Raw genomic sequence first — 13,060 nt, 5'->3', positions numbered from 1 at the left:
GTTGCCGCCGGTCATGCCGCGCAGCGACGTGGTGAGCCATAACTGATCATAATTGCCGGCGCCCGAATCAAGGCAGACGACGAGGCTGACTTCTCCGAGCCGATCGCGCAGCGCGTCAACATATGGCAGCAGATCGTAGCTACCCGATTCTTCACACGTTTCGATGATGCCGACGCAACGCGGCCGTTCGATGCCTTGTGCATCGAGCGCGGCGATGGCGCTGATGGATGAGTACGTTGCGTAACCGTCGTCCGCGCCGCCGCGGCCGTACAGCTTGCCGTCTTCGAACTTGGGCGACCATGGGCCCAGGTCGCGGCGCCAGCCGTCGAACTCGGGTTGCTTGTCGAGATGGCCGTAGAGCACGATGGTGTCGCGGCTGTTCGAACGCGTGGCCGGCGCCTCGAAAAAGATCACGGGTGTGCGATCGGGCAAGCGGATTATTTCGACTTTCAGGCCACGCACCGGCTGACGTTCGGCCCATTGCGCGGCATCCGTAATCACACGCTCGATGAAACCGTTCTTCATCCAGTCGAGATCGAACATGGGGCTCTTTGCAGGCACCGCGATGTAATCGGTCAGCGCGGGCAGGATCTCGTCATCCCACTTGCGGTCGATGAATTCACGCAAAGCGTCACGGTCGATGCGCTGTGTTTCTTGTGTAAGGTCGTCTGAGATCATGACGGGCGTCCCGGCCGTTTAAAAACGAATGATAGCCGGGATTGGCGGCGCTTCGGGCGCGGAATTGCCCGTGGAACGAATGCGAACCGAACGCTGATATCAATGGGACCGCTTCCAGCAAAATCGGGCACAATCAGCTCCAATCAGGCGCGATCAGTCGAAAAAGCGCTACACGTCGCGTCCCGGTATGCTGAGGCCCCGTCCAGTCAGGACTCAGCAAAAAAGGAACACCACCATGTCCGTATCCATGTATCGCGCAAGCATTCCTGTATTCATCCGCGGTCTCGACGTACTCGTTTCACTGATCGCCAAAGCCGAAACCCACGCGAAGGAGAAAGGACTGGGAGACACCGACATCACGTCGACCCGGTTGATCGAAGACATGCTGCCGTTCACCGGACAGATCCAGCGCGCAAGCGATACATCGAAGCTTTCGGCGGCTCGTCTTTCAGGCGTCGAAGCGCCGAGTTTCGACGATACCGAAACGACCTTCGCCGAGTTGCGTGAACGCTTGACGAAAACGTTGGCGTATCTGAAAACCGTCGATCAATCGACGCTCGAAGGCAGCGAAACGCGCGAGGTCACGCTGAAGCAACGCGCTGGTGAAATAACGTTCAGCGGCAGCGACTACTTGTTTTTATTCGCGCTGCCAAACTTTTATTTCCACGTGGTTACCGCGTACGACATCCTGCGTCAGCTCGGCGTGCCGGTCGGGAAACTCGATTACCTGGGCGCGATGCAATCCGCCTGACCGGACTTCAGGTTCGCGCGGCGATCTGTTTCTGCCAGCTCGTCAGAATACGTCGCGCGAGCACGGCGTAGTCGCCGCCGAAATGGTGATCGCCACTCGTCTTGATCACTTCGATGCCCGTCCTGGTCAGCGCCGGGCATAACGTGTCTTCCTCGGCCTCGCCGTAGATGCACTGCACGATTCCCGGCGGCAGTTTCGCCAGTTCCGGGCGCACCTTGAACGCGTCCTTGCTTGCGGGCATGCCAAGCCAGCCGGTCACCCGGATCTGGAAATCGGCATCGGGTGCAAAGCCCATGAGCGAAACCATCGATACCTTCGCGCGCACCGCGTCGGGCAGACGGTTGTAGGCGAACGGCATCACGTCCGCGCCGAACGAGTAGCCAATCAGCGCGACGTGCTCCGAATGCCAGCGGGCGCTGTACGCCTGGATCACGCGTGCCAGATCGTGCGCGGTCTGCTCGGGCGTTTTCGCGCTCCAGAAATACCGCAAGCTGTCGATGCCAATCACCGATACCCCATCCTTCTGCAATGATTCCGCGACGGTTTTATCGAGATCGCGCCAGCCGCCGTCGCCGGAAATCACGATGGCAAGCAGGTTCGTCGGATGGGCGGCGGGCAGCTCGACCAGCGGCAGATCGGACACGTCTTCGTCGTGCATCGGCTCGATCTTCAGGTGCGGCACGGCGAGCGCCAGCAGCGCATCGGCTTTCGATGTGGCGGCGGGCTGCGTGGTTTTATCGAAGAAACCGGGCAGGCCTTTCGCGTGCGTGATGGTCGGATCGGGCGGGCACAGATTGAAACGCGAGTCGAGCTGCGCGTCGGGATTCAGCGCGAGCGCGCCCGCGACCGTGTTGTCCGGCGCCTGCGACAGGATCTTCGTGGCGAGTACGCCGCCCTGGCCGGAACCCATCAGGATCGGCGCGAAGTAACGGTCCGACTGCACTTCGCGTTCGAGCTGATGGCTGAGTGCTTCGGCATCGCCGACGAGGTTGTGGCAGCTTTCTTTCTCCGACGGCAGCTTCGCGGCGTAACGCGTGGTGTCGACGCCTACGACCATCGCGCCGTTTTTGGCGAGCGCATCGGCGGTCTGGGTGTCGGCGGGGGTCCAGGTTTTATCGGAGAAGAGCACGATAAAACCGCGCATCGGACCAGCAGGTTTCGTGAACTGCACATCGCCGTAACGGCCGCCGGGAATCGTGGCGGCATGGGCCGCTGAAACAGCAAACAATGAAACAAACGCAATCTTGCTGAAAAAATTCATGAACGCCAGCCTCCCGCCAGCAACGAGAGATCTGCAAGCGTGAAAAACACGCCCACCGAGCCGGATGCCGCGAGATAACGCGGCTCCCAGCGCGGCTGGAACTTGCTCTTGAAACCGCGCAAGCCCCGGAAATTGTAGAAACGTCCGCCAAAGCGCCAGACGAGACCGGCGAGCCGGTGCCATGGCGAGGCAAGCGGCGTCGGCTGCATGCCGGACAGCGGCGCGATGCCAAGACTCAGCGTCTGGTAACCGGCCTGCTTCAAATGCAGCGCAAGCTTGGTGAAGAGATATTCCATTGCATACGGCGATGCATCGGGCACATGGCGCATCACGCCGACCGTGGCTTCCGTATTCATGTCGGTGGTCATGAACGTGACGAACGCCACCGGCTTGCCTTGCTGGCGAACGAGCAACACGGATTGCGCCGCGAGGTAATCGTCGTTGAACGCCGCGACCGAAAAGCTTTTCTCACGTGCTTCGCGGCCGTTCAGCCAGGCATCGGACACTTCGCGCAGCATGGGCATGGCGTACGGCACCTGTGCGGAATCGATGACTTCGACATCGAAACCATCGCGCTCGCCACGCTTTAACGCATAACGCAAATGCGCGCGATGCGAGCCCTTCAAGTCGAAATCTTCCAGCACGACGTGCGCTTCCTCGCCGAGTTTCATCAGGGTGAGACCGGCATCGAGATAAAGCGGCAGGGCGTCCGCGCGAACCTGGTAAAACGCGGCGCGGCCGCCGTGCGCGTGCGCCATTTCAACGAACCGGCGGATCAGTTCCGCCCATTCGCGGCGCGGGCCGACCGGATCATGAAGCGCCGCCCAGGTGCGGCCGTGCTTTGCGTACATCAGGAAGGCTTCGCGCGATGAAGAGAAGAGGAAACTCTTGTCGCCCATCATCGCGAGGCCGGCGTCGCTGCGTTCCTGTGCGCGGAAAATGCGGGCGGCATCGAGGAGATCCTGCGCCGCGGGTTTTTCGAAACGGCCGGCGGCTGGACGCAACAATTGCCAGACGGCGAAGAGCGCTGCAAACAGGCCCGCCGCCAGCGTGGCGCGCAAGGCGCGGGGGGCGCGTTCATCGAAGGCGAATTGCCACCAGAGATCGCGGCTGTAGTTGATATCGCGGAAGGCGAACAACATGATCCAGACCGCCAGCACGATCACGATCCCCACCGACACCAGCCAGCTCGCCGTGAAGCGCTCCGAGAGCAGCGACGAACGCCGGTTGAAGCGGTCGCGCGTGGCCAGCAGCAGCACGATCAGCAGCGCGAGCACGCCGGTCTCGACAAACGCCAGCCCCTTCGCCAGCGACAGCGCCAGGTTGGCCACCGCGAGCGTGATTGCGAGCCACCATGCGGCGTCGAGCCGGCGCAGCAGCCCGCGCGCGACAAACAACAGCACCACGCCCAGCACGCTTCCGAGCAGTTGCGAGCTTTCCAGCACCCATAACGGCAACACGGCCTGCAGCACCGCGATGCGCTTGCCGAACGCGGGCGTCGCGCCCGAAATCACGAGCATGCCGCCCACCACGAACGTCACCACGCTCAGGAACAAGGGCGCGAGCTGCGACACATTCGATGGATTGAGGAACGTGAACCTGCCCTTCAGCGCGCGGCCTTCGAAACCGGCCAGCACGGCGGTCGCCACGATCAGCGGCAGGCCGAAGTAGATCGCGCGATAGGCAAGGAGCGCGGCCAGCATGGCCGGCGTATTGACGCTGCCGCCGAGCGCGAAGACCATCGCCGCCTCGAACACGCCTACGCCGCCGGGCGTATGGCCGATCAGACCCAGCAGCATGGCAGCCGAGAACACCGTCAGGAATTCGCCGAAACCGACCTGCGCATGCGGCAGCACGGCCCAGAGCGCGAGCGCGGCGGCGCAGACATCGAGGGCGGCAAGAATGAGTTGGGCAACCAGGTCGCGGCGCGACGGAACGGTGACGGCCAGCCACTTCCAGCGCGACTGCAGCGTTCGCGATGATTTGCCGCACAGCGCGATCATCACCGCAAAAACGGCCAGGATCGCGGCGCCGCTGAACCGGAGCAGTTCCGGCGAAGCGTGCAGCATGGCCGCGAGCGTATCCGCCGCGCACACCATGCCGATCGCCGTCATCAGCGCGAGCGCCAGCGCCAGCGTGACGCTGGTGAATACGGTCAGGCGGCCTACCTGCGCCGGCGTAATGCCCGACACGCCGTACACGCGGCAACGCACGGCGCCGCCTGTCAAAGCGCCGAAGCCGGTTGCGTTGCCAAGCGCCGACGCGACCGTCGCGCCGACCCACAGCACGGAATGCGGCACTTTGGCGTCGAGGTACCGGAGGCCTACGGCATCGCGGCCGACCAGCGCCGCGTAGCTCAGCGCGGTGGCAAGGAGCGCACCGGCCCACGCCTCGAAGGAGAGCGCGAGAAGCTGGTGAACGACCGTCTTATAGTTGACCGCGTGCGACAAGTGCTGGAAAACCACCAGCAGCAGCGCGCACACGACGAGCGCAAGGACCGGGGCGGTGAAACGCTGCAACCGCCACGACCGTGTTAAACGGAGCAGCGATTCCGGCTGAAGAACTGAACGAACGACATTTCTGCGAGACATGCGAATTACCGGACTTGCTCCAACGCTTTCCAGCCTTGCGGCCATGTAGCGTTCTTGTTGGTTCTTGGTTCTGATCGGCTGCGCGCCGGACCGTTGTCGCTCTTCCCCGCGCTCCCAGGTTTCATAAACCTGAACGGAACGTTACGGTTAGCAACGCCTGTATATCGGCGATGGTTGACTGGACTTAAGAAAAGTCGGCGATTCTATGCTTTTTATCCGCGGCGGGTTCCGTTATCGCGCGGTAAGCGCGGTTTGCCAAGCGGTTTGCCCAGCGGTTTCCGGCGCTTTCCGGGCGCTTTCTTTACGAGGAATCGGCCGAGCGGGTAGCATCTTGGCTCCAGTGCACGCCCCGGCGGTGCATCTATCATCGATAAAAAAGGTTCTACCGAATGAAAACGCCACGCCTTGCTGCCGCTCTTGCCTTGACCGTTACCGCCGCTGTGACGGCGCTCGCCCTGGGCGGCTGCGTGACGCAATACGATTCGCTCGTGAAGACCGTGCCGGTGGGTTCCGGGACGTCGCATCTCGCCGTGCTGCCATTCGCCGCATGCGTAAAGGCACATTGGGCCGCGCGGCCGCTTAAGACGGGCGAATACACGCCCAATGCCGACGGCGACGTCATCACCGTGCATGGCGCCAAAGGCGAGACCCTGCTGCTGATCGACGCAGAACCCTCGGCGAACGGCACGGGCTATACGATTTACGGCGATATCGTGGGCGCAGCGGTGTACGTGGCCGATGCCCACAAGTGCGACTGACCGGCCCTCGCGCTCAGCTCGCGCCGCCCTTCATATCGACATAAGCCTGGTGCGTGCCGACGATCCGTCCGATCAGGTACCCGTCGGACGCGCATGCATTCACGCGCTGGTCGCCGTTCCAGACAATCTTGTATTGCTCGTCCTGCAGACGGATGCCAGCAGGATCGAACTGGGCTTTCGGCGGCGTCGCGGGTTTGCCCGAGTCGCGCAGTTGCTCCATGAGCAGGCGGTTCCATGTGTACGCGTAGCCATACTCGACGCCATCGGCAAACGCGTCGAGATCGCAGACCTGCTTGGGCGGCGTGATCGAAACCTCGGTCTTGTAACCGCTGGGACCGCCGACATCGATGCGTTGGACGCCCGGCGCGCCCGACGCCCCGGCTGCGATCGCCTCGGCGGAACGATTACGCGACTGTGGTTTGGATTGAGCCGCGACGACAGCCGCCGAGGCCGCGCTGGGGAGCGCGGTTGCGGCGTTTTCGGCGGGAGGAACGGGCGCACAGGCGCTCAGAAGAAGTATCGATGCGGCGAAAAAGGCGCCAGATGCACGTACGCCCGCAAATTTGAAATGGGTGTTGAAAATCACGCTTTAGCTGTCCGTCTCAAAATAAACCGGACCCTACCTTAACATTTTGAGACGGCGGGGGAGATTGTGCCGGGTTTTGACGCGGTCCTGAGGCGAGCGGTTCCGAAAAAACAAGGGCCGCTCCGGTTGATGACCCGGAACGGCCCTGACGGTCAGACCCGCACGACGGCGGGCTGGCTCAAGCGATCTTCAACGGATGCTCGCTCAGATAAACCCGCAGCGCGTTGTTCATGCGCGTCTGCCAGCCATCGCCCGTTGCGCGAAACGCTGCGATCACATCCGCGTCGTAACGGACGCTGACCTGCTCCTTCGGATGCTCTTTTGGCGGCCGCCCCATGCGGCGTTCTGCCATGTATTCGGGAAACGGGCGCAGCGCCTTGAATTCCTCGGCCGACAATTCATACGTGTCGGGATCGGCGGCGATACCGCGGTTGATTGCAGCCTCTTCTTCCGGCGTATTCCGGATCAATTTAACTTTGCTCATGGTCCTTGATCTCCCTGTTGTTCGCCCGGCGAAGGCTGATGACTCGAATGGCGCCGTCGCGCGGCGTGAATACCACGCAGTGAAGACGGCTCTCCAGCGGCCCGTACCCGACAAGCCGCTCTTCGCGATAGTCCCGCCGCGTATCCGCTTGAATACGCAGAGCATTCCAGTCGAGGCCCCCGGCGTCGGCTAGCGACAATCCATGCTTGCGCTGATTCGACGCGTCCTTTTCCAAATCAAACATCACGTACTGTTTCATTTATTGTAGATGCAAAAAGTCTGAAAGACAAGGTTGTTGCCGATGCGTGCGCCGCGCGATGGCAAAAAAAAACCGTTCCACGATGTGCGGAACGGTTCTCTATAACTTGCAGGCCAACTGTACCCGGTCGATGCTTTTGCCTGTCAAGCCCCTTCTTCCAGTACCAGCAGATTCTCGTGCGAAAAGCCCAGCGCCACGGGCTGCCCTCGTTCGGGCAAGCGTCGATTCGGGTCGTTGAAGACATCGAGTGAAATCACGGACTGGTCCACGCGCGTCCTGATGCGCACCACCGCGCCGAGGAAGTTCACCTCTTCCACGGTGGCCGCAAGCGTGTTGCGCCCGTTTGCCGGCGCTTCGAGCACGATGGCTTCGGGGCGCACGGCAAGCATGCGCTGCTTGCCGGTATCGCTGGAACTCAATGCATGCGAGGTCCGCAATTCCTGTCCGCCGACCACGATCCGGCCGCTCGCCGGGTCGACTACCTGCCCCGACAGCAGATTCAGCGTGCCGACAAACGACGCCACGAAGCGCGTGCGCGGAAAGTTATAGATCTCCGATGGCGTGCCGATCTGCTCGACCCGTCCTTCGTTCATGACGACGATCCGGTCCGATATCGACAGTGCCTCTTCCTGATCGTGCGTGACGAATATCGATGTAATGCCAAGCTCGCGCTGCAGGCTGCGAATATCCTCACGCAGTGAGACGCGGATCTTGGCGTCGAGCGCGGAAAGCGGTTCGTCGAGCAACAGCACTTGCGGCTTGTTTGCGAGCGCCCGGGCAAGCGCCACGCGTTGCTGCTGGCCACCCGACAACTGCCACGGATATCGGTCCGCCAGCTTCGGCAACTTGATGAGCGCGAGCATCTCCTCCACGCGCGACTTGATCTCGGCTTGCGGGCGGCGCAAGACCTTCAGCCCGAACCCTATGTTGTCTGCCACCGTCATGTTCGGAAACAGCGCGTACGACTGGAACACCATGCCGACCTTGCGTTGCCGCGTGCGCAGGTAAGTGACGTCGCGGCCGCCGAGCTTGATCGTGCCTCGTGTCGGTGTTTCGAAGCCTGCGATCATGCGCAGCACCGTGGTCTTGCCGCAGCCCGACGGGCCAAGAAACGTGATGAACTCACCGCGCTCGATCTGCATGTCGAACTGATGCAGCACCGTGTTCGTGCCGAACGTCTTGCTGAGGTTTTCGATCTCGAGAAGTGCCATGACAAACCGACCTTTTAAGTTTTTTGTCCGGCGATGGAACGCGCCGAGCCGAAGACCTGGATAAGCCCCATCGAGGCCCACGTAATGGCAAACGCGATGATTGCAAGCGCGGATGGTTCATACGCGCGATTGGCGCCGATCAATTGCAGATAGGGACCGAACGCCGGACGATTCAGCAGGCTCGCGAGCGTGAATTCGCCGATGACCACCGCGAACGTCAGGAACGCGCCCGACAAGATTCCCGAGCGCACGTTCGGGAAGATGATCTTGAAGAGGATGGTGGGCCAGGTCGCACCGAGACATTCGGCGGCTTCGGTCAAAGAGCGGACATCGACGGCGCGCAGGCCAGCGTCGACGGAGCGGTACATGTAGGGCAAACACAGCGTGACGTATCCGCAAATCAGCAGGAAATCGGTTGCGCGTTCATTGCCGGTCAGCGGCAAGAAAGAACTGCTGTTGTAGACATGCAGGTAACCAAACACGATCACGATGGCCGGGATCACCAGCGGCAACAAGGTGATGAACTCGATCAGCGGACGCAGCTTCGGCAAGCGCAACTGAACCCAGTAAGCGGTCGGAACCACGAGCAGCACGCCGAGCACGATCGCAAACACGCCCATCAGGATGGAGTATCCGAACGATGCCTGGAAATGCGGGTCGGTAAGCACGACGCGGTAGGCGTCGAAGCTATATTCGTTGCGGCGCATCTTCAGGCTGAACTCGATGGTCGCCAGCAGCGGCAGCAGGAAATACGCCGCGCCGATAACCATCGCGATCCACGCGCCCGCCCGGGTCTGCGCACGTACCTTGTTGTCGGGCGTGAGAGTGACTGTGGCGGCAGTGCTCATCGACGACCCCTTTCAGCGCGCGAGCGCAGCCAGATATACCCGCCGTTGGACAAGCCGGTGACCAGCACCATGCCGAGCGCAAGTGCGTAACCGAGGTTCTCGTTGTGCAGCACGTCGCCGCGAATCTGCGCATACAGCACGATCGGCACGATATTGAGCGAGCTTCCGGTCAACGCATAAGCGGTTGCGACCGCGCCGAACGCATTGGCGAACAACAGCAGCGTGGCGCCCAGCACGCTCGGCCAGAGCACGGGCAACGCCACGTACATCCAGTAATGGTAAGCACTGCCGCCAAGACAATCGCACGCCTCGCGCCATTCGCGCTTGAGGCCATCAAGTGCGGGGGTGATGATCAGAACCATCAGGGGAATCTGGAAATACAGATAGGTCAGCGTCAGGCCGGTGAAACTCAGGATGCTGAAGCCCGTGGAATAAAGGTTGATGCCCACGTACTTTTTCAGCAGCACCGTAACCAGTCCAACGCGTCCCAACGTGCAGATGAATGCAAACGCGAGCGGCACGCCCGCGAAGTTCGACGCCACGCCGGAGAACGTCATCAACGTGGGACGAATCCATACGGGCAACTTACCCTGCACCGCAGCCCATGCAAGCAGGAGCCCGAGAAAACCGCCACCCAACGCCGACGCCGCGCTGACCTTGAAGCTGATCCAGTAGGCGTCGAGTACGCTGGGTTGCAGCAGCTCGCGGAAGTTGGCGAGCGTGAAATGCCCCTGCGCGTCCTGGAACGCGCCGACCATCAGCCACGCAGTGGGCAGCAGCAGGAACAAGACTGCGAATGCGAAAAACGGCAGGACGCCAAGATAGTTCCACGCCGGCGACACACGTCGCGCTGCTTTCATGCCGGGACCCAGCGAGGGGTCCTCTTGCACGGACATGGGCGCGGCGATCTTCGATGAAGTGCTCATGATGTCGCTCTGAACTGACAGGCCGCGCCGAGAAGACCATCCGAAGCGCGAACCGGAAGGACGGCCGGAACTCAGGTTGAACCCGAGGTCCGGAAGCGCCCGTGCATTGCATTACTTCACGTTGGCGCCGACCACCTGGTCCCACTGCTTCGTGATGAGCGCTTTCGAAGCATTCTGCTCGTCGAGCGTCGGAAACACGACGTTTTTGTAAGCCGATGGCGGCGGCAGCTTGGCAAGCAGCGCAGCCGGAATCTTCTTGTTGGCTTCGAGATCCTTGAAGCGGATCGGGTGGCAATAACCGGTGAGCCAGCCAAGCTGACCTTCATCGGAATAAAGGTATTCCATCCACAGCTTCGCTGCGTTCGGATGCGGTGCGTAGGCGCTGATCCCTTGCACATACACGCCCGCGACCACGCCTGTCTTCGGGACGACAACCGCGACCTTCGGATTGCCCTTCAAGGTATCGCGATCCGCCAGGGCGTTGTAGTCCCAGCGCACGATGATCGGCGTCGTGCCCTGCGCCAGCGACGCCGCCTTGCCGATAACCGGCACGAAGTTGCCGTTCTTGTTCATGCTGCCGAAGTAGCTCAAGCCTGCGGCGCCGGCCTTCGATGCATCGCCCTTCGCTTGCGACAATCCCGCTGCGTAGACGGCCTGGATCGCCTGGTTCGCCGAACGAGGATCGCCCGCGAGTGCAACGGCATTCTTGTAGTCCGACTTGAGCAGGTCCGGCCAGTCGGCGGGAACCTTGTCCATCATGTCGGTATTCACTTCAAACGAGAGTACGCCGTAATAGTCGCCGTACCAGTAGCCGTCCTTCTCCTTGGCCGAATCAGGAATCGATGCCCAGGTCGACACCTTGTAAGGCTGCAGCAAGCCGGCGGCTTGCGCGGTCGGTCCAAACGACAGACCCACGTCGATCACGTCGGGCGCTTGCGGCCCCGTGTTGCCCTTGTTCGCCTTGATGGCTTCGACTTCATCGCCTGAACCCGCATCGGGATTCAGCTCGTTGACCTGGATGCCGTACTTCGCCTTGAAGCCCGCGATCACCGCGCCATAACCGCACCAGTCGTGCGGCAACGCGATCGTCGTCAACTGCCCTTCTTTCTTCGCTGCCTCGATCAACGCCGCCGGCGGCGCCGCCACGGCATGGCCCGCGAGCGCGGTGAGCGTGGCGATGGCCGCCGTGATGGATGCCTTGGCCGATGTCCTGCGAAAGGTCGAAGTCACTCGCAACCCGTCTTGATTCATGGTGTTTCCATCCTCTGCCTGACGTGCTTCGTTTTTGGAATGTTGCTGCAGCGTACCTGCTGCCTGAATCCGAAACTTGTTTGAATGCGCACACATTTGGCGCGCACGCGACTCTGGCGGCCAAATATTTAAGAACTATGACGACGGCTAAAAAGACAGTGATTCGAGACTGATTTCAGCACCGCAGGAAAACGCCTGGAGCGATCTGCAAGTGTGACGAAGAGACTAAGTTCAAATACCCAAATTCGCAAGTATCCAAAAAAATGCAACCTGAAAGTCATCGGTTCTTGTTAATCTTTCGGTTGGAGAGATGGGGGAAACCTTCTAGAAACAGCTCATTGATATTGGCGACATGCGGATGACACACGTTTTGTGGTCGCATGCCAGGGCACACGGCAATGTGCCCGACTTCAACGCTCAAGGAACGCCGCATGTGGCAGGAAGATCGTCATCAGAGAATTCGAGCGCTGCTTGCAACGCTCGAGCGCGTATCGACCGAGCGCATCATGGCCGAGCTCGGCGTGTCGCGCGAGACGGTCAGGCGCGACCTGGTGGATCTGGAAGCGCTGGGTGAATTGAGGCGCGTGCACGGCGGCGTCACGCGGCCTGCTGACGAAGCGCCCATTGCCGAGCGCAGCCACACGCACGTCAAATCCAAGAACGCGATTGCGCGCGCGGCTACGGCGCTGGTCAGCAGCGGTCAGACGCTGTTCATAGATGCCGGCACGACTACCGCAATCCTTGCGGAAGAACTCGCAAAACTCGCCAACCTGACCATCATCACGAACTCTATCGACGTCGCGCAGAAGATGCGTTCGACCAGCGAAAAGACCGAGACGAGCAACGAGATCATCCTGCTCGGCGGCTCCCTCAGCGACCGTGCGTTCGCGACAGTGGGCGGCACGACGGTCGCCGAGATCATTCGATACCGCGCCGATATTGCGCTGCTTTCGCCGGTTGCGATCGATCATCGGCATGGCGCGACCAACTTCGATCACGCCGAGACCGAAGTCGCGCGCGCGATGGTCGCGCATGCCGATCGCGTGGTGATCCTGGCCGACTACAGCAAGATTGGCCAATGCAGCCGGATCGCGTTTTGCCCGATCAGCCGGGTAGATACCCTGATCACCAACAAGAAAGGCGCCGAAGGTCCCGCGCTGCTTTCATTGCGCAAGAAGCTGCCGCAAGTGATCCTTGCCTAGACGCTGTCGTTGCCATACGTTGCATCGAGTACGCGGCGTCGCAGCCGCGTCTCCCGCAAGGCGCCGGCGGCATCGAGTACCGGATAGGCCGTGGAGCAGAAGAGCGAGTTGAGCCGCTTCAGATCGCTGATGATGTCCAGGTGCAAGGCACTCGTTTCGATACTCCGGGCGCTCTGTCCCGCCAACCGGTCAAGATGCGCGTACGAATAGCTTCGCTCCAGGTCACGAAAGCGTTCTTTCTCCGCGAGCAGGCG

Annotated in this window: 13 protein-coding genes and 1 pseudogene; 3 read left to right on the top strand and 11 right to left on the bottom strand. The window is 61.4% G+C overall.

Annotation, left to right across the window (positions count from 1 at the left end; genetic code table 11):
- Positions 1-678, bottom strand: a 678-nt coding sequence (locus tag ACFFAR_RS11665; protein ID WP_375507910.1) for a M20/M25/M40 family metallo-hydrolase, incomplete at its 3' end; no start/stop codon positions are given.
- A 235-nt stretch (positions 679-913) separates the two neighbouring features.
- Between ACFFAR_RS11665 and ACFFAR_RS11660 the strand changes: the two genes are divergently transcribed.
- The gene (locus tag ACFFAR_RS11660) at positions 914-1,429 is read left to right on the top strand and encodes a DUF1993 family protein (protein WP_174362961.1); all 516 of its coding nucleotides are present in this window, start codon (positions 914-916) and stop codon (positions 1,427-1,429) included.
- 7 nt (positions 1,430-1,436) lie between these two features.
- Here the strand turns inward: ACFFAR_RS11660 and ACFFAR_RS11655 are convergent, their stop codons facing one another.
- Together ACFFAR_RS11655 and mprF are read right to left on the bottom strand one after the other, a co-directional pair.
- The gene (locus ACFFAR_RS11655; RefSeq protein ID WP_075358913.1) at positions 1,437-2,690 is read right to left on the bottom strand and encodes a virulence factor family protein; all 1,254 of its coding nucleotides are present in this window, start codon (positions 2,688-2,690) and stop codon (positions 1,437-1,439) included.
- On the bottom strand, positions 2,687-5,281 hold the full coding sequence (gene mprF, locus ACFFAR_RS11650) for a bifunctional lysylphosphatidylglycerol flippase/synthetase MprF (RefSeq protein ID WP_174362962.1): 2,595 nt from the start codon (positions 5,279-5,281) through the stop codon (positions 2,687-2,689). The genes ACFFAR_RS11655 and mprF overlap by 4 nt, the downstream gene beginning before the upstream one ends.
- Positions 5,282-5,670: 389 nt before the next feature.
- Between mprF and ACFFAR_RS11645 the strand changes: the two genes are divergently transcribed.
- On the top strand, positions 5,671-6,039 hold the full coding sequence (locus tag ACFFAR_RS11645; protein WP_062002640.1) for a hypothetical protein: 369 nt from the start codon (positions 5,671-5,673) through the stop codon (positions 6,037-6,039).
- Between the two features lie 13 nt (positions 6,040-6,052).
- On the opposite strand, the gene ACFFAR_RS11640 is transcribed toward ACFFAR_RS11645, so the two are convergent.
- From ACFFAR_RS11640 to ACFFAR_RS11610, 7 genes are all read right to left on the bottom strand, one after another.
- On the bottom strand, positions 6,053-6,625 hold the full coding sequence (locus ACFFAR_RS11640) for a hypothetical protein (RefSeq protein WP_062002639.1): 573 nt from the start codon (positions 6,623-6,625) through the stop codon (positions 6,053-6,055).
- Between the two features lie 178 nt (positions 6,626-6,803).
- Entirely contained in the window at positions 6,804-7,109 is a 306-nt protein-coding gene (locus ACFFAR_RS11635) for a BrnA antitoxin family protein (protein ID WP_062172368.1), read from the bottom strand.
- Positions 7,096-7,368, bottom strand: a complete 273-nt coding sequence (locus ACFFAR_RS11630) for a BrnT family toxin (protein ID WP_174362963.1) — start codon at positions 7,366-7,368, stop codon at positions 7,096-7,098. Before ACFFAR_RS11630 ends, ACFFAR_RS11635 begins: the two co-directional genes overlap by 14 nt.
- A 143-nt stretch (positions 7,369-7,511) precedes the next feature.
- Positions 7,512-8,579 (bottom strand): ABC transporter ATP-binding protein, encoded by a 1,068-nt coding sequence (locus ACFFAR_RS11625; protein ID WP_062002636.1) that lies wholly within the window; start codon positions 8,577-8,579, stop codon positions 7,512-7,514.
- A gap of 14 nt (positions 8,580-8,593) precedes the next feature.
- On the bottom strand, positions 8,594-9,427 hold the full coding sequence (locus ACFFAR_RS11620) for an ABC transporter permease (protein WP_062002635.1): 834 nt from the start codon (positions 9,425-9,427) through the stop codon (positions 8,594-8,596).
- Entirely contained in the window at positions 9,424-10,287 is an 864-nt protein-coding gene (locus ACFFAR_RS11615) for an ABC transporter permease subunit (protein ID WP_119024685.1), read from the bottom strand. Before ACFFAR_RS11615 ends, ACFFAR_RS11620 begins: the two co-directional genes overlap by 4 nt.
- Before the next feature lie 177 nt (positions 10,288-10,464).
- Positions 10,465-11,604, bottom strand: a complete 1,140-nt coding sequence (locus tag ACFFAR_RS11610; protein ID WP_082771554.1) for an ABC transporter substrate-binding protein — start codon at positions 11,602-11,604, stop codon at positions 10,465-10,467.
- A 431-nt stretch (positions 11,605-12,035) separates the two neighbouring features.
- Here ACFFAR_RS11610 and ACFFAR_RS11605 point away from each other — a divergent pair, with 431 nt between their 5' ends.
- Positions 12,036-12,806, top strand: coding sequence for a DeoR/GlpR family DNA-binding transcription regulator (locus ACFFAR_RS11605; protein WP_062002634.1), 771 nt, complete (start codon positions 12,036-12,038; stop codon positions 12,804-12,806).
- Here the strand turns inward: ACFFAR_RS11605 and ACFFAR_RS11600 are convergent.
- Positions 12,803-13,060: pseudogene (locus tag ACFFAR_RS11600) on the bottom strand (Na/Pi cotransporter family protein); the annotation flags it as partial. The gene ACFFAR_RS11605 and the pseudogene ACFFAR_RS11600 sit on opposite strands and share 4 nt — an antisense overlap.

It is taken from the genome of uncultured Caballeronia sp., assembly GCF_964243625.1.
Lineage (GTDB): Bacteria > Pseudomonadota > Gammaproteobacteria > Burkholderiales > Burkholderiaceae > Caballeronia.
The sequence above is the reverse complement of the archived record's forward strand: the minus strand, read 5'-3'. Positions and strand labels throughout refer to the sequence as shown.